The following is a 16,655-nucleotide window of genomic DNA, read 5'->3' as shown; positions in this document are numbered from 1 at the left end:
ATTTATTCTCTCTATATTTGCCCGTAAATAAAAATCAGATTATGACTACGAAAACAATGAAAGAGAAGGCGGCAGAGTTGTTGCAGAGATGTGAAATCGTTACCCTTGCTTCCGTAAATGAAGAAGGTTATCCCCGTCCTGTGCCGATGAGTAAAATTTCGGCAGAAGGCATTTCCACCATCTGGATGGCTACCGGGGCGAATTCACTGAAAACAATTGATTTTTTATCAAACCCGAAAGCAGGGTTGTGTTTTCAGGATAAGGAAGACAGTGTAGCGTTGACGGGACAAGTGGAAGTGATAACCGACGGGAAGATGAAGCAGGAGCTTTGGCAGGACTGGTTTATCAGACATTTTCCGGGAGGTCCTGCCGACCCGGGTTATGTACTGCTGAAATTTAAATCGAGTTGTGCGACTTATTGGATTGAAGGTAAATTTATCCATAAGAAACTGGACTGATTTTCATCGAAAAGATAGGAAATCGGGTTTGAAGAGGCGGTTTAAGAAACCTCTGAAATGAAAATTCCCCTTGTTACAGGTTGTTGTAACTAGGGGAACCTGATGAACTTCAAGGTTTCCGGGAAGCTTTGAAGTTCATTTAAAATTCGAATTTTTCCAGTTTCATTTCAGCCAATTTCTGAATGATACCTACGTATTGGGCGAAATGAGGGGATTTTTCATGGGCTGCCAATACTTCGGCATTCTGCCAGGTTTCGCAAATCATGAAAACATCGGGACGGGTGCTGCTTTCAAAAGTGTCGTAAGCAATGCATCCTTCTTCTTTCAAAGAACAAGCTGTCAGTTCTTTAGCTGCTTTAATCGCTTCTTCGCGGTTTGTTTCGTTTACACGGACAAATACATTTAATCTGAGCATAGTCTTTTTATTTATATGATTAAAAGAATCGCTTTCCCACGGTAACCGGTGGAAAGCCGAAGGCAAAGATACTATTTTTCCGTATTTCCCGACGGGATATTTTTAAAATTTCATATCATCTTCATGCAATCGTAAATCATGGCATCGCCCACAACGGGAGGACGATGAATGAGTTTCTCAAACTGCTTTTCCGTTCCACAGACTGTAGATTTGTATTACATTGTCCATTTTTGTAATGAGTTGAGACAGTAACCAATTATAACGATGAAAGTATGACTACAGTAAAAGTGAAATTTCGCCCGTCAACGGTCCCAGACCGTCCGGGCAGTATCGTTTATCTCGTAACTTGCCACCGGATTGTCCGGCAGATTACGACCGATTATAAAGTGTTCCCTTATGAGTGGGATGAAAAGCGTTCGGAACCTGTACCCGTTTCCGTAGGCGGGCGGACGGCAGTCGTCCGGTCGATAATCCAAAGGTTGCGCCGGGATATGGAAAGGCTGGGAGGAATCATCGGTAAGTTCGACCATCTGTACCGTGACTATTCGTCGGAGGAGATAGTTACGGAATTCCGGCGTATCCGGGAAGAAAACAGCTTTTTCAATTTCATGGAGAATGTCATCGCCCGGCTCTTGCGGTTAAAGCACGTTGGTACTGCCGGAAATTACCGTGCGGCATTGAGGAGCTTCAAACGGTTTCGGACCGGTGAGGATATTGCGGTTGAGGCAATCGACCCTATCGTAATAGAAGATTATCAGGCCTACCTGCTTGCCTCCGGACTTATGCCCAATTCCGTTTCCTTTTATATGCGTATCCTCCGGGCGGTCTACAACCGTGCCGTAGAACAGGAACTGACCGAAGACCGGAAACCTTTCCGTACGGTATTTACGGGCATGGAAAAGACGCCCAAGCGGGCGATTTCCCTTCACGATGTCAGACGCATCCGGAACCTCGACCTTTCATTCAGACCGAATCTTGAATTTGCCCGTGACGTATTTCTTTTTCTTTTCTTCTGCAGGGGAATGTCATTCATAGATGCTGCTTTCCTGAAAAAGACGGATATTCGGAACGGAGTGCTGACTTACCGCCGTCACAAGACCGGCCAGTTGCTTCACATCAAAATTATAAATCAAATCAACGAACTGCTCCGCCGTTATCCGACCGGATATTCACCGTATTTGCTCCCTGTTATCACCCGTCCCGGTAATGATGAGCGTAAACAGTATGAAACGGCATTGCGCCGCATAAACAATTCACTGAAAATCATAGCTGATATGATAAAGTTGCCGGTTCCGCTTACGACGTATGTGAGCCGTCATGCCTGGGCTACTATTGCTAAGTCAAAAAATGTACCGGTCAGCGTCATTTCCGATGCGCTCGGTCATGAGTCTATTTCAACTACGCAGATATATCTCGCTTCAATTGATATGGCTACTATCGATAGGGTAAATGAATTGATTGTTAACGGATTATAAGAAAGCTTCCTGTGACGTAAATATGTCCGTTTCCTTGTAAGAAACGGATGTCCGGTGCGAAAGTAACAATAATTTTGAATCATAAGGCATTGGAATGTTATAATATTTATAGTTCATGTTCAATAACATATTTTTTGTTAACCCAATAAATCTCATAAGATACTTATCTCTTCTGTTTATCAGCGAATTAACTAAATAATCCGTTTCTTACAAGGAAATGGAACATCTACAGGAAAGACTGAAATGTCATTTAAAAGGGGAAACAAGGGAATTGTCGGATTGTTGGTCTTAATAAGGAGTGTAACGTAATATATTCTTGGATATTATTAGCTGATAATTAGATATCGAAAGGCGGAATCCGAAAAGCCTTAATAGAGTAGGAATCATGAAAAATTTATACCACTATGGCACAGAATGAAATTCTTTTCGCTGAACTCGAAGTACGTCTCGATGCAAGTGAAGTTCAAGCCGAATGGTGTGACCATTGCAATCAAGGTCATCCCGCTCCGCTTGATTAAAAAATCAACAAGTTTATCGCTATGTCAACATTTAAGAACATATATGTAACGTTTAAGGTCACATTGAAATGTAATCTGGCGTGTCGGTATTGTTATGGGCGTGATAATTATGCCCAAGGAACAGAAATGTCGGATGATGAAATTCAAAGGGGGCTTCGGTTCGTATGCAAATATGCTTCTATTGTGGGAGCCGAAAGCATCACGATTTGTTGGCATGGCGGTGAACCTTTTTTGCTCGCTAGAAAATTGCCGGCCATCATAAAGTATGCCAATGATTTATTTGCAGAAAACGGAATAAGGGTTTCTCACGGCACACAGACTAACGCAACCTTGCTTGGGCCGGATACATACGATTTGATTAATACTTGCTTTGCCGGTTTCGTCGGTGTCAGCATTGACCTGTTCAGCAGTTACCGTACATTCCCGTCTGGAAAAGACTCAACGGAAATTGCCGTAAGGAACATTGACAACGCTTTATCTTCCGGCATCAGATGTGGGGCGATTAACCTCATAACAAGGGATAATTTAGACAGGATTGACGATATTTACGATTTTTATAAAAAAAGAAAAATGAATGTGCGCCTGTCCCGTGTCTTTCCTATCAGTAATTCGGATGTGTTATCGTCACCTATGTATATAAGCGATGAGGAATATGCCGAAGCCATGATACGTTTCTTTGACAGGTGGGCCGGCGACCCTGAACCTGCGCCTAATACCGACATCGTGAAATTGATTGCAGACCTGCTTTTAGGCGTGCCTTCCCTCTGCCTTCGGGAAGCTGATTGCCACAAACGTTATATGGCATTTAGTCCGGGAGGCGATATTTTTTCATGTGCGGAATTTGATGTGCCGGAATCTGTTATAGGAAATTTTCTGGAACAGGCCCCTGAGGAGTTTATAAAATCTAATGCGAGGGAAAAAATTGCAGCGATGGCTCCGGTCCCGGAAAAATGCCGTCAATGCAGATTTGAACCTACTTGTCACGGAGGATGTTTCAGAGAGCGTTTTATGCTTGGATATCCATACAGGTGTAAAAGCAATATGATGTATTGGAATCGTGTGGTAGACTGGATAGAATCGAAAGGAGGCGGACTTTATATTCTAAAAGGAAAGACCATCGGAGAGAAAAGGTCGGTTATTGATAAAATATTAAATACGAAATGAATGAGACGAATCCTATTCATAATTCCTTGGTCTGGATTTTATATCGGAAATACGGATTGTAACTTTACGGATGAGCCGGAAAGAGCTCCCGAAGGAGTCGTTGGATTGGCTACTTATCTGAAAGTACATGGCGCATCGGTAAAAATAGCCGATATGCAACAGATGTTGCGGTGTAACAAAGGGGACGATAATAAAACATTGGATGAATTGTGGGCTATGTGCCGGTCTTTCGAGCCTGACGTGATAGGTTTTTCCTTTTTTACGGCACGTTTTCAGTATGCGCTGCACATATTTAACGATTTGGCGGAAAGGTTTCGTGAGGGAAATCAAAGACGGCCTCTTTTGATTGCAGGAGGCGTACACCCGACCTTATTGCCTCAAAACACCCTTTCGTACATTCCTTTCGATGCCGTGGTAATCGGAGAGGGAGAACTTCCTCTTCTCCGTTTATTACGGGGTGAACGGATGGAACTTATTAAAGGCTTTTTTTTACCCGGAAATAAAAATATGGAAAAAGCCGATGTCATATCTGACCTTGATGAGATTCCTTTTCCGGATTGGAATCTTATCGATAAAGATTTTTATACACAACCCTCTCATCAGATTTCCAACGCGGTTGTTCACAGGGTAATCCCCATAACTTTTGGACGAGGATGTATGTACAGGTGTAATTTCTGCGCTCATAATTGTTTTTTGCATGCGCGTTGTCATTCAGCCGGATATTTTGTTGAAAAAATGAAGTGGGTTTCGCAACAGTGTGCTGTCGATACCTTTATTATACAAGACAGCTCTATCGGGAATTTCCGGCGTATATGGGAAGATGTATGCCGCCGGTTGATTAGTCAGGGAACGCCTTATCGGTGGTGGGCGAATTTACGGGTCAATCAAGTAGATGAAGACTTCTTGATATTATTGAAAAAGGCGGGATGTATCAAGCTGTTTTTCGGTTTTGAATCCGGCAGCCAGCGTATTCTTGACAGGATGAACAAACGTATCACTGTAGAACAGTGCCGTAGGGCTGCCCGGTTATGCCATAAGATAGGAATTCCGTTCTATACAAGTTACATAATTAATTATTTTGGAGAAAGGGAAGACGATTTGGAACTGACAGAACGACTTATTGTCGAGACACGGCCGACTTCGCTTGCCGTCAATAAATTTTCTCCTGTTCCGGGTTCTGTAGATTATGACAATAATAAACCGGTCATAGAGCCGTATATTAAGGACACTCGTGACTGGACGATGTTGGGCATGCTGAATTTCCCGATGTTGTTCGGAGATATGCCTCATGAGCGTTTTGAATATTGGCACAGCCGTTTGCAATCTTTAAAAAAATACATCAATACGCATGAAACTGTTACTGCAAAATGATAAAAACCGAATCGGTTCGTCGGGGATAAATGCAAATGAATTGAAATGGTCGGTCTGGAATGACCGGATTGACGTAGATGAGAAGAAGACAGTCGTCTTTAATACCTTTTTGCGCAATGCCGTATTGATGGATGTCTCGGAAATCAAAGAACCGGGCAAACTTGATGAGTCCCGTTTGAATACCCTGTTCCAATTGGGTATTTTGGTCGCTTCCGACAAGGATGAAAAAAAGGAATGGGAAACGCAGTTCCTGAAAGGCAAAGAGGACTTGTCGTACATTGACTTGACTATTCTTCTGACTCAGAATTGCCAAATGCAATGTGTTTATTGTTTTGAAGGAGCGAAGGGTAAAAGCAGAATCAGCCGTTCGACAATGAATGACATTTTGCTTTTTTTGGAAAGCCGGGCCGTTACATGCAAAAGACTCCGTGTGACGTGGTTTGGCGGAGAACCGTTACTTGCCTATGACAGACTTAAAGAACTGTCGGTTGTCATGATGAATTTCTGTGAAGACCACTGTATAGAATATTCGGCAGATATCACGACCAACGGCTTTGCATTGAATAGGCGGCGGTGTGACGAGTTGATATCCTGCCTGAATGTGAGAAGATACATCATCACGGTCGACGGTCCGGAAGATATTCATGAACAACGGCGCCCGTTGGTTTCACGGAAACCCTCTTTCCCTGTTATTTGGCGCAATATCGAAATGTTGACGGAAATGGGGGCGTGGGTGACGATGCGTATGACAATCGATAAAAATAACGTATCGCATATCCCGGCATTACTTGACCGGATAGCCGAAAGCAAGTTGAACAGGCGCATCGGGTTGGCGTTTTGCAGAACCGTTGATTATAACTATGCTCCCGACGGAATATCCGAATCCCTTTATTCCGAAACGGAATTTGCCGATGTGGAATGGCGGCTTATCCGGTATGCCCACCGGTTGGGGTTATGGAAATATCGGTTCCCGTCTGCTGCACCGTCTGGCGGATGCTTGCGTAAGGGGGATATCGTAATCGGTGTCGGTGGGGAAATTTATAAATGTTTGGACACTGTAGGTAATATGCGGTGGATAACGGGACATATCGGCGTGCAGGATGATGCAGCAGAGCCTATTCCTGAATGGTACGGCTTATGGAACAAATGGAGCCCGCTGAAAGATGCCGTTTGTAAAGAGTGCGTGCTTGTTCCTCTTTGCAATGGCGGGTGTCCTCATAATGCCTTGTTTGCCGATAAAAAGCATGGTACTCAATCCGGCTGTCCTGATTGGAAAGCCAATTATCAAAGACAAATCAAATCATTGATAGCAGAAAATTATGATAGCGAAATCATATAAGGCCGATACGCCGGCAGGAACCGTCTGCCGTATTAAGAATATTATAGCAGCGCATAAGCTTCCTGTCATGGAAATGCCGCTTGGCGACGGTTACATGTTTTGTTCCTGCCGAATCTACCTGTCCCGTGACGAGGATACGTCCATAGGGACAAACGGTAAGGGTATGAACAGGGAATACGCGCTTGCCAGCGGTTATGCCGAATTTATGGAACGTTTTCAGAATCGGGTGATTGTATATCCCAATCCGGCATGCATCGACGAGCCCTGTCGTTTTTATCCTGACGAGACGCCTTACAGGTGGAATCATGAGGAGGCGTTGGAGGAGATAAAACGGTTTGTGCCGCGTGTGTTACCGCCCGACGGGCTGAAAGCCGGTACGGTAGAGGGCGTTTCCCTTCCTTTTTATCATGTCAATAGCGGAAAGGTGAAGGACATTCCGTATTCGCTCATTCGTTGGATTAATGGCTCCAACGGGATGTGTGCGGGAAATATCCGTGAAGAAGCGCTAGTACAGGGTTTTTGTGAGATATTCGAGCGATATTGCATACAAGAGATGTACCGCAGGGAAATCGTGCCGCCCGATGTGCCGCTTTCCGTATTTGAAGGTACGGAAGTATTGGAACGTTTGAATGAGCTTCGCGACAAGTACAATATGGATTATTATGTTAAGGACTATTCGTTGGGAGAAGGATTCCCTGTTATCGGACTTCTTTTGTTCAATGGAGACAGGACGAAATATATTCTGCATTTGGGAGCTGACCTCAATCCGGAAATTGCGTTGGAACGTTGCTATACGGAAATATTCCAAGGCTATACTGCCGAGACATTGGTTTTTGAGAATGATGTGAACGCTTGCGAACGGCTCGATATGTTCAATGAGTTCAAACGGAGTTTAATGTACGGGCGAGGGAGGCAACACGGGAATTTCTTTACTGCTTCGCCTTCCTATTCTTATTCGGGGCATACTACGATTCCGATTGGCGGAAATTTCCGGGAAGATTTGCATCATATCTGCCGGTGGATAATGGCAAAAGGGTATGACATCTATATCCGCGATAATTCTTTTCTCGGATTTCCCGCTCTCCATATCGTTGTTCCGGGACTTTCCGAAATCGACCATGCTTTCTGCAATCTCAACAGGCGGGTGTATCACATGCAGTTGACAGAAAACCGGATAAATCCGTTGTTCCGGTTTGCTGCTCTTGACGAGGCGGAATGTCTTGAAACGATAGAGTATCTCAATCAGTTGGATAAAGAGGCAATCGAGCTGTTTACCCGCAACTCCAATCCGAAGAATACGGTAAACCGCCATCTTCTGTTAATGCTGCTCCATGTCAGGCTGGGACAGAAGGAGGAGGCTGCCAGGTGTCTGGAGGGGTATGCGGAATATTGCCGTTCTCAACAACGGGCCATGCATTCCTATTATGGGCAGATACTTGAGATTTTGCAGGGTAGGACCGTTACGGATACGGATGCGCGTGATTATATGATTGCGCGTTCATTCCTTGATCATCCGGAAAAGGCTTTGAAAGCTATCGACACGCCTGTATGTTTCAATTGCCGGCAATGTCCTCTGTCTGTCGGATGCCGATATCCGCTGTTGAAAGAAATCGAACGCATCAGCCAGAAAGCGATGAAAGAGAATATGCCCGTGCAGGATTCGTTAAATGAAATATTCCTTGGACTATGAGTGATTTCAGCTTTCGACTGAATCCGTACACGTTTGTACGGGAATATTCCGGATATTTTTATCTGGAAAATCAAGTGAGCCATGTGCGGGCAATATTGCCGGCAGATGAATTTAAATGGCTTTCCCACATCGGTCATGGTCCGGTTTACAGACTGGAGCAATTATGCGGCGGTGTTTCGGACTGGCAAGAGAAGACAAGGTTGTTGCGGCAATTGCACGAGGCATGGCTCATAGATATCGAAGAGGAGCCTGTATGGCTGGAACGGAAATTCTCTTATGTCCATAAAAATGAGATAGAACGTCGTTTTGCAGACTTTCCTGTGATAGGAGTTGCAAATCCGGACAGTAAATCTTATCTGCGCAATTTGCAGTTTGAATTGACGGATGCCTGTAATGAACGTTGCATACATTGTTATTTGCCCGATGCTAAAAAAGATAGATGCAAGGCGCTTTCAACGGAGCAGGTCATTGATATTCTTCATCAATACCGGGAAATGGAGGGATTGAAAGTTGTCTTTTCGGGAGGAGAAATACTGTTGCATCCTCATTTGTTCCGTATCCTTGAAGAATGTAAACGGTTAAATCTAATGATATTGCTTCAAAGTAACTTATTGTCGTTGACAGAAACGGACCTTCAAAGGATAAAGGAGCTGGATGTGTTTAACGTGCAAGTGTCATTGTATTCCACAGACGGGCATATCCATGAAAGGATAACGCAGCGTAAAGGTTCGTTCGCCAAAACGAAGCGTAATCTTGAACTTCTGGTAAAACACGATATTCCCGTTATGATTTCATGTCCGGTCATGGATTTGAATTTCTCCACAGTACGCGGCCTGCACCGTTATGCCAAGGAGCTGGGGGTGGATATCTATTTCGACTTCATGATGATGGCGGAATGCAATGGCTGTAGTGAAAATCTCGATGCCCGGCTTAGTGCGGAGCAGACAAGGGAGATGCTGAAATTCCATATAGACGTGAATCCCATGTTTGTGGAAGCTATTTCTGCATCCCGGTCTTTAGAGGAAGCTTTATCGAAAAAGTATGCGCGAAGACGAACGATGTGCAGCATTCTTTCCGCATCGCTCTGTATCGATTCTGACGGGACTGTTTATCCGTGTCCGGGATGGAATGACCTTAAATTGGGAAATATGGAATCGGACACGTTGTCCGGGATATGGCAAAGTGAGGCTGCGGACAATTTGCGTGGAGTAAGTATGGATGGCTTTGCAAAATGTAGAGGATGCGACCTGCACAATTTCTGCGATATGTGCGCTGTCTATAATTATAATGAAAACGGAGATTTATATAACATTTGTCCCCGTTTCTGTGAAATGGCGGGAATGCTGAAAGAGTGTGTGATTGAAAAATACAATGAACTGCATTAATTATTTGAATATGGGTTTAGATAAAGAATCGGCAGATGATATGGCATTGCTGGACTCCCTGTCTCAGGCATTGGGAGTTTCGGGTTTTGAAAAAGAGGTGTGCGCATATTATCTTGAAAAGGTAACGGGATATGTGGACAGGCATTTCTTTGATGTCATGGGAAATGCCTACGGAGTTATTTCCGGTGCGGAGAAAGGGCATAACATAATGATTGAAGCGCATGCGGATGAAATAGGATTCCAGATATTGCACATCGGAGAGAATGGCTATTTGTATCTAAGGCGTAACGGCGGGATTGACGAGCAGTGTATCCCCGGTTCGCAGGTTGTAGTCGTTACACGTAATGGAGAACACATTCCGGGGGTAATCGGCAAGAAGCCCGTTCATTTAATGACGGCGGATGACCGGAAACGTACGTTGGAACTCAGCCAATTGTGGGTAGATACGGGGCTTGAAGCTGACGAAGTGAAGTCAAGAATTTCCGTAGGTGACGTTGCCGCAGTGAAGCCTGACTGGCAATGGCTGGGCGGGAACCGGATTTCCGGCAAATCTCTTGATAATAAATTGGGGGTGTTTGTCCTTGTAAAAGTGATGAGGTTACTGGCTGGAAAAAGACCCGTTTACAATTCTGTCACAGGTGTGGCTACGGTGCAGGAAGAAGTGGGGAGCCGGGGGGCGGTCGTGGCAGGCTACAACGTCAGGCCGGATATCGCCGTTACCATTGACCTTGATTTTGCTACGGATGTGCCTGATTGCCCTCCGAACAAATATGGAAAAGTTGAATTGGGAGGTGGCGTTGTCATTCCGCTTCATGTGGATTGTGATGTTGAACTGAGTCTGCAAATGGAGAAGATTGCACAAAGCGAAGGAATTGCCTATCAGATGTCGGCGAAACAGTATGCTACGGGAGGGACCAATATCTCGCGCTTGCAGCTTGTGAGGGAAGGGGTGCGGACGGTTTCGTTAGGTATTCCTTGCCGGTATATGCATACTCCTGTGGAGATGTGCGATATGAGGGATGTAAATGCGGCTGTACGGCTTCTCGCTCATTTTTGCTTGCAGGAAAACTGATATCGGAAAATACGTGTTTCATCTTCGGATTCTGACCGTCCTTTTTGCCGTTAAATAAAAAAGACCTATCTTTGCCGCATGACAAGAAATGGTAAATCGGATTCGGTGGAGTAAACAGCCTGTATCTGTGATGCGGGCCGTCCTTTCTTTCGCTCTCGGATGATTCTTTCCGGGAGTATTCTTCGTGTCTTTATAATTTTAATTTTAACCGGCGCACAATGTCGGGAAATGCAGTTTCCGATGTGTGAGCTGACATACGCATTACGATAATGAATAACGATAATAATACGATTCGCGAAATTGATGTAAATTTAATCTGTAATCTCTTTTTGAATACGGAACGCCAGGGGCCGGGAAGTCCCGAAACAACCCTTAAAGCGTTAAGTTTTGTCGATAATCTCACCGACCGCTCCCAGATTGCCGACCTGGGTTGCGGAACGGGTGGTCAGACGATGGTGTTGGCGCAACATGCACCGGGACATATCACAGGCGTTGATTTCTTTCCGGGGTTTATCGACCGGTTCAATGAGAATGCCGGGAAGCTGAATCTTCAGGACAGGGTGAAAGGGGTTGTCGGTTCGATGGATGACCTGCATTTTCAGGAAGAAGAACTGGATTTGATTTGGTGCGAGGGAGCCATTTATAATATCGGTTTTGAACGAGGGCTGAACGAATGGCGCCGCTATTTGAAAAAAGGGGGATATCTCGCTGTTTCTGAAAATGCGTGGTTGACCGGGGAACGCCCGGCGGAGATTTCGGATTTCTGGATGGAGGTTTATCCGGAGATGGATACGATTCCGAATAAAGTCGCCCAGGTGCAGAAAGCCGGCTATATTCCTGTGGCTACTTTTGTCCTGCCGGAGACTTGCTGGACGGAAAATTATTACATTCCTTTGGCTAAAGCCAGAGAGATTTTTATCCGTCGGCATGCAGGGGATAAAAACGTTGAGGAACTGATAAAGTTCCAGCATTACGAAGAAGAACTGTACAATAAGTATAAAGAGTTCTACGGCTATGTATTCTTCATAGCTAAAAAGACAGGAAAATGATGGATTTATATATTTGCAGTGAAAATATTGGTTCTTGAATATCCGAGCCGGGAAGATTCGTAAGTGTGATTTCCGGCTGAAAGCGGCGGATGATTTGAATATGCCCGTCGAGGGTTATCCGCCGGACACGTAACCTGCCGTTTTCATTCATTCGCGGAACGGTAGATGTGTTTTTTTACGCAATGAGTGTTTTTTCTTTCCGAAGGTGTAATATCTATTACACCTTTTTTGTTTCCAACCCTTTACTTTTGTAAAAAATACTTTTTCGTATGATGAAGTTTCCGATAATAAATCGACTCTTTCCTTCTTATAAACGGAAGGTAGCGGCTGTCGTCATTGGCGGCGTTATTATGGGCGGGGGAGCATTGTTTATGTACATGCTCCGGGCGCATACTTATTTGGGGGATGACCCGGCAGCATGCGTGAATTGCCACATTATGACTCCTTATTATGCAACTTGGTTTCATAGTTCGCATGCTCGGAATGCCACCTGCAACGATTGTCATGTGCCGCATGAAAATGCCGTGAAGAAATGGACTTTTAAAGGTGTGGACGGTATGAAACATGTGGGTGCATTCCTTGCCGGGAGCGAACCTCAGGTGATTCAAGCTCACGAAACCAGTTCCGAAGTGATTATGAATAATTGCATTCGCTGTCATACGCAACTCAATACGGAGTTTGTGAAGACGGGGAAGATTGGTTATATGATGTCACAGGTAGGAGAGGGGAAGGCATGTTGGGATTGCCATCGGGATATTCCCCACGGCGGAAAGAATTCTCTCTCCGGTACTCCGGGGGCTGCCGTTCCTCTTCCGGAATCTCCTGTTCCCGAATGGTTGCGGAAGATGGTGAATCGGAAAGATAAAGACAGGCAATGAAGTACGTAATAAAATAATAAAACCGATATACAATGGAAAAGAAATTAAAATCGTGGCAAGGATGGCTGTTGTTCGGAGGCTCAATGGTCGTTGTGTTTGTTTTGGGACTATGCGTTTCTGCGTTGATGGAACGGAGAGCGGAAGTTGCCAGCATTTTCAATAACCGTAAAAACGCCATCAAAGGAATCGAAGCGCGAAATGAATTGTTCAAGGATGACTTTCCCCGTGAATACCAGACTTGGACGGAGACAGCGAAGACCGACTTCGAAAGTGAACTTAATGGAAATATAGCGGTCGATGCCTTGGAGAAACGTCCTGAAATGGTGATTTTATGGGCGGGATATGCATTCGCTAAAGATTATTCCACTCCGCGCGGACACATGCATGCCATTGAGGACATTACGGCGTCTCTGCGTACCGGAGCGCCTGCAAACCCGTCTGACGGCCCTCAACCATCTACTTGCTGGACTTGCAAGAGCCCGGATGTTCCCCGTATGATGGAAGCGTTGGGGGTAGATTCTTTCTATAACAATAAATGGGGCGCCATGGGGGCCGAAATCGTGAATCCTATCGGATGTTCCGATTGTCATGATTCGGAGACGATGAATCTTCATATCAGCCGTCCCGCTTTGATAGAGGCTTTCCAACGCCAAGGCAAGGACATCACCAAAGCTACTCCGCAGGAAATGCGTTCTTTGGTGTGCGCGCAATGCCATGTCGAGTATTATTTCAAAGGAGACGGCAAATACCTGACTTTTCCTTGGGACAAAGGTTTCACGGTGGAAGACATGGAAGCTTATTATGATGAGGCTGGTTTCTACGATTATATTCATAAACTGAGCCGCGCGCCGATTCTGAAAGCGCAGCATCCCTATTATGAGATTTGCCGGATGGGTATCCACGGACAAAGAGGCGTCTCTTGTGCCGATTGCCACATGCCGTATAAGAGCGAGGGCGGGGTGAAGTTCAGCGACCACCATGTCCAGAGCCCGTTAGCCATGATTGACCGTACCTGTCAGGTTTGCCATCGCGAGAGTGAAGAAACGTTGCGTAATAACGTGTATGAGCGCCAGCACAAAGCGAATGAAATCCGTAACCGTCTGGAACAGGAACTGGCAAAAGCGCATATTGAAGCTAAATTTGCCTGGGACAAAGGAGCTACGGAAGTGCAGATGAAGGAGGTGCTCGCACTGATTCGTCAGGCACAGTGGCGTTGGGATTTCGGAGTAGCTTCTCACGGAGGCTCTTTCCATGCGCCGCAGGAAATCCAGAGGATTCTCTCCCATGGACTCGACCGCGCTATGCAGGCGCGTTTGGCTGTGTCCAAAGTATTGGCGAAAAACGGGTACACGGGAGAAGTTCCGATGCCGGACATTTCAACGAAAGCCAAAGCGCAGGAATATATCGGTCTGGATATGGATGCTGAAAGAGCGGCGAAGGATAAATTCCTGAAAACCACTGTTCCGGCATGGTTGGAGAAAGCGAAAGCAAACGGCCGTCTTGCACAAAAATAAGGGATTGGCGTATATGTGGAGCAAACCGTGGGGGTATAAAGAAGGACTGGCGATTGGTGCGGGATTATTGGCAATAGGGCTGTTGCTGCAAATAACGGTAGGGGCTGTCAATTGGAGCCTGGTTGCCCGGCCGGTCAATGTGATTGCGCTGGCGGTGTATGTGATTGCATTGGCGGTCATGCACTTCTTTCGCAAGCGCATCTATTTGTTCGGATGGTTGAGCCATTGTTCCGCTGCCGTCTCTTCTCTTTTATGGGTAGTCGGCGTGACTGTGGTGATGGGACTTGTCCGGCAGGTTCCTTCCGGCCATGTTCCGGCTGACTGGTTGGGATTTTCGCAGATGGTCTCTTCCTGGCCTTTCGTCTTACTTTACTTTTGGATGGTTACCGTATTGGGGCTGACAATCTTTCGTACCGGTTTTTCCTTGAAAACGGGCAGGCTTTCTTTTCTTCTTAATCATACCGGCTTGTTTGTCGCATTGGTAGCGGCCACTTTAGGAAATGCCGATATGCAAAGGGTGAAGATGACTGTCCGGATGGGAAATGCAGAATGGCGGGCTGTCGACGATAAAGGGCAGTTGGTGGAACTTCCGTTGGCTATCGAATTGGAGGATTTCACTATCGACGAGTATCCTCCGAAGCTGATGCTGGTTGACAATGAGACCGGCAGGACGCTTCCCGAAAAATCTCCGGCACATTTATTGCTTGAGGAAGGCGTGTCGGGCGGCAACTTGCAAGACTGGCAGCTAACTATCGGGCAATCCATTCCGATGGCTGCTTCCGTAGCTTCCGAAGATACCTTGAGGTTTACCGAATTTCATTCGATAGGAGCGACCTATGCCGTTTACCTGAAAGCGGTCAATCGGAAAAACCGGAAAACAAGAGAGGGATGGGTAAGCTGCGGTAGTTTTCTCTTTCCTTACAAGGCAATCCGTCTGGATTCTCTGACTAGTCTTGTGATGCCGGAGCGGGAACCGCAACGGTTTGCATCGGAAGTGAAGGTTTACACGCAAGGAGGAATGATTGAGGAAGGTACGGTTGAAGTGAACCGTCCGCTGGAAGTGGAGGGATGGAAAATCTATCAGCTCAGTTATGACGAGGCGAAAGGACGATGGAGCGATATCAGTGTCTTTGAATTGGTACGTGATCCGTGGCTGCCGGTTGTCTATACGGGAATTGCCATGATGATGGCAGGTGCGCTCTGCCTGTTCATAAGTGCACAGAAGAGGAAAGGAGAAAACGGGGTATGAGTTGGGAATCTTTTATACTATTTGCTATAGTTGCGCTGGTATGCTGGGCTTTAGGGGCTTTTGCCGCCTGGAAAGGTGCAAAACCGGGATGGGCTTGCGGATTTACCGTTCTGGGGCTGGCTGTCTTTTTCAGTTTCATTGCAGGTATGTGGGTTTCGTTGGAACGGCCTCCGATGCGGACGATGGGAGAGACCCGCCTGTGGTATTCTTTCTTTCTTCCGTTGGCTGGGCTGATAACCTATGTGCGGTGGAAGTACAAATGGATTCTTAGTTTCAGTTGTATCCTTTCGCTGGTGTTTGTCTGCATCAATGTTTTCAAGCCGGAGATTCACAATAAAACCTTGATGCCGGCTCTGCAAAGCCCGTGGTTTGCTCCTCATGTCATTGTGTATATGTTTGCTTATGCCATGTTGGGCGCGGCGGCAGTGACGGCTGTCTATCTGCTTTGGTTCAAGAAGAAAGAAATTGAACGGAAAGAGATGGATTTGTGCGACAATCTTACTTATGTCGGTTTGGCATTCATGACATTGGGAATGCTTACGGGAGCTGTCTGGGCAAAGGAAGCCTGGGGGCATTATTGGGCTTGGGACCCGAAAGAAACGTGGGCGGCGGCCACTTGGTTCGCTTATCTGGCCTATGTTCATTTCAGGTTGGGAAAACCGTTGAAAGCGCGGCCGGCATTGGTTATCCTATTGGTATCGTTTGTCTTGTTGCAAATGTGCTGGTACGGAATCAATTATCTTCCCTCCGCCCAAGGAATCAGTGTACATACTTATAACTTAAATTGAAATATAAATGAGAAAAATTTATGGGTCGTTAGTGGTAATGATGCTGTTGCCTGGCATGGCATATACACAAAACACGGAGAAAGAGAATGAATTTACGATGTCGATGCAAATCAGACCTCGTGCGGAGTATCGGAACGGCGCGCTGACTCCCAGGGATGAAGGAGTTGTTCCTACATCTTTCATCAATAACCGTGCACGCCTTTCGATGGATTATAAACGTTCGGATTTGGAACTGAAGATGTCGGCACAGCATGTCGGTGTTTGGGGACAAGACCCGCAGATTGAGAAGA

Annotated in this window: 14 protein-coding genes and 1 pseudogene; 14 read left to right on the top strand and 1 reads right to left on the bottom strand. The window is 45.8% G+C overall.

Annotated features, from left to right (window positions below):
* Positions 1-41: 41 nt before the first annotated feature.
* Entirely contained in the window at positions 42-458 is a 417-nt protein-coding gene (locus Q5076_RS00075; protein WP_303010142.1) for a pyridoxamine 5'-phosphate oxidase family protein, read from the top strand.
* 139 nt (positions 459-597) lie between these two features.
* Here the strand turns inward: Q5076_RS00075 and Q5076_RS00070 are convergent, their stop codons facing one another.
* The gene (locus Q5076_RS00070) at positions 598-873 is read right to left on the bottom strand and encodes a putative quinol monooxygenase (RefSeq protein WP_303010141.1); all 276 of its coding nucleotides are present in this window, start codon (positions 871-873) and stop codon (positions 598-600) included.
* Positions 874-1,145: 272 nt separating this feature from the next.
* Here Q5076_RS00070 and Q5076_RS00065 point away from each other — a divergent pair, with 272 nt between their 5' ends.
* The 13 genes and pseudogenes from Q5076_RS00065 to Q5076_RS00005 all read left to right on the top strand — a co-directional run.
* A complete protein-coding gene (locus Q5076_RS00065; RefSeq protein WP_303010139.1) occupies positions 1,146-2,348 on the top strand; it encodes a site-specific integrase in 1,203 nt (400 codons plus the stop codon).
* A gap of 539 nt (positions 2,349-2,887) precedes the next feature.
* A complete protein-coding gene (locus Q5076_RS00060; RefSeq protein WP_303010137.1) occupies positions 2,888-4,030 on the top strand; it encodes a radical SAM protein in 1,143 nt (380 codons plus the stop codon).
* Positions 4,031-5,401, top strand: a complete 1,371-nt coding sequence (locus Q5076_RS00055) for a radical SAM protein (RefSeq protein WP_303010135.1) — start codon at positions 4,031-4,033, stop codon at positions 5,399-5,401.
* Positions 5,379-6,740 (top strand): radical SAM protein, encoded by a 1,362-nt coding sequence (locus Q5076_RS00050; protein WP_303010134.1) that lies wholly within the window; start codon positions 5,379-5,381, stop codon positions 6,738-6,740. The genes Q5076_RS00055 and Q5076_RS00050 overlap by 23 nt, the downstream gene beginning before the upstream one ends.
* On the top strand, positions 6,721-8,430 hold the full coding sequence (locus Q5076_RS00045) for a YcaO-like family protein (protein ID WP_303010133.1): 1,710 nt from the start codon (positions 6,721-6,723) through the stop codon (positions 8,428-8,430). The genes Q5076_RS00050 and Q5076_RS00045 overlap by 20 nt, the downstream gene beginning before the upstream one ends.
* A complete protein-coding gene (locus Q5076_RS00040) occupies positions 8,427-9,815 on the top strand; it encodes a radical SAM protein (protein ID WP_303010132.1) in 1,389 nt (462 codons plus the stop codon). The genes Q5076_RS00045 and Q5076_RS00040 overlap by 4 nt, the downstream gene beginning before the upstream one ends.
* Positions 9,816-9,825: 10 nt before the next feature.
* Positions 9,826-10,887 carry a M42 family metallopeptidase gene (locus tag Q5076_RS00035; protein WP_303010131.1) on the top strand — a complete coding sequence of 354 codons (1,062 nt, stop codon included), beginning with the start codon at positions 9,826-9,828 and terminating at the stop codon, positions 10,885-10,887.
* Between the two features lie 269 nt (positions 10,888-11,156).
* Positions 11,157-11,936: a class I SAM-dependent methyltransferase gene (locus Q5076_RS00030; protein WP_303010130.1), complete on the top strand. Its 780-nt coding sequence runs from the start codon at positions 11,157-11,159 to the stop codon at positions 11,934-11,936.
* 269 nt (positions 11,937-12,205) lie between these two features.
* Positions 12,206-12,814, top strand: coding sequence for a cytochrome c nitrite reductase small subunit (gene nrfH, locus Q5076_RS00025; protein ID WP_303010129.1), 609 nt, complete (start codon positions 12,206-12,208; stop codon positions 12,812-12,814).
* Positions 12,815-12,846: 32 nt separating this feature from the next.
* Positions 12,847-14,328 carry an ammonia-forming cytochrome c nitrite reductase gene (gene nrfA, locus Q5076_RS00020; protein ID WP_303010128.1) on the top strand — a complete coding sequence of 494 codons (1,482 nt, stop codon included), beginning with the start codon at positions 12,847-12,849 and terminating at the stop codon, positions 14,326-14,328.
* A 13-nt stretch (positions 14,329-14,341) separates the two neighbouring features.
* Complete coding sequence (locus Q5076_RS00015; protein ID WP_303010127.1) at positions 14,342-15,577, top strand: cytochrome c biogenesis protein ResB; 1,236 nt, start codon at positions 14,342-14,344, stop codon at positions 15,575-15,577.
* Positions 15,574-16,365 (top strand): cytochrome c biogenesis protein, encoded by a 792-nt coding sequence (gene ccsA / locus Q5076_RS00010; protein ID WP_303010126.1) that lies wholly within the window; start codon positions 15,574-15,576, stop codon positions 16,363-16,365. Before Q5076_RS00015 ends, ccsA begins: the two co-directional genes overlap by 4 nt.
* A gap of 7 nt (positions 16,366-16,372) precedes the next feature.
* A pseudogene (locus Q5076_RS00005) lies at positions 16,373-16,655 on the top strand (hypothetical protein); the annotation flags it as partial.

Source organism: uncultured Bacteroides sp., from assembly GCF_958445495.1.
Taxonomy (GTDB): Bacteria; Bacteroidota; Bacteroidia; order Bacteroidales; family Bacteroidaceae; genus Bacteroides.
This window is presented reverse-complemented; position numbering and strand designations above follow the sequence as displayed.

What these genes read in the sequence shown, in the direction of transcription:
- nrfH (WP_303010129.1), top strand. Translation starts at nt 12,206, where the DNA reads ATGATGAAGTTTCCGATAATAAATCGACTCTTTCCTTCTTATAAACGG.
- Q5076_RS00030 (WP_303010130.1), top strand. Translation starts at nt 11,157, where the DNA reads ATGAATAACGATAATAATACGATTCGCGAAATTGATGTAAATTTAATC.
- ccsA (WP_303010126.1), top strand. Translation starts at nt 15,574, where the DNA reads ATGAGTTGGGAATCTTTTATACTATTTGCTATAGTTGCGCTGGTATGC.
- Q5076_RS00070 (WP_303010141.1), bottom strand. Translation starts at nt 873, where the DNA reads ATGCTCAGATTAAATGTATTTGTCCGTGTAAACGAAACAAACCGCGAA.
- Q5076_RS00075 (WP_303010142.1), top strand. Translation starts at nt 42, where the DNA reads ATGACTACGAAAACAATGAAAGAGAAGGCGGCAGAGTTGTTGCAGAGA.
- Q5076_RS00015 (WP_303010127.1), top strand. Translation starts at nt 14,342, where the DNA reads ATGTGGAGCAAACCGTGGGGGTATAAAGAAGGACTGGCGATTGGTGCG.
- Q5076_RS00045 (WP_303010133.1), top strand. Translation starts at nt 6,721, where the DNA reads ATGATAGCGAAATCATATAAGGCCGATACGCCGGCAGGAACCGTCTGC.
- Q5076_RS00060 (WP_303010137.1), top strand. Translation starts at nt 2,888, where the DNA reads ATGTCAACATTTAAGAACATATATGTAACGTTTAAGGTCACATTGAAA.
- Q5076_RS00040 (WP_303010132.1), top strand. Translation starts at nt 8,427, where the DNA reads ATGAGTGATTTCAGCTTTCGACTGAATCCGTACACGTTTGTACGGGAA.
- Q5076_RS00055 (WP_303010135.1), top strand. Translation starts at nt 4,031, where the DNA reads ATGAGACGAATCCTATTCATAATTCCTTGGTCTGGATTTTATATCGGA.
- Q5076_RS00035 (WP_303010131.1), top strand. Translation starts at nt 9,826, where the DNA reads ATGGGTTTAGATAAAGAATCGGCAGATGATATGGCATTGCTGGACTCC.
- nrfA (WP_303010128.1), top strand. Translation starts at nt 12,847, where the DNA reads ATGGAAAAGAAATTAAAATCGTGGCAAGGATGGCTGTTGTTCGGAGGC.
- Q5076_RS00065 (WP_303010139.1), top strand. Translation starts at nt 1,146, where the DNA reads ATGACTACAGTAAAAGTGAAATTTCGCCCGTCAACGGTCCCAGACCGT.
- Q5076_RS00050 (WP_303010134.1), top strand. Translation starts at nt 5,379, where the DNA reads ATGAAACTGTTACTGCAAAATGATAAAAACCGAATCGGTTCGTCGGGG.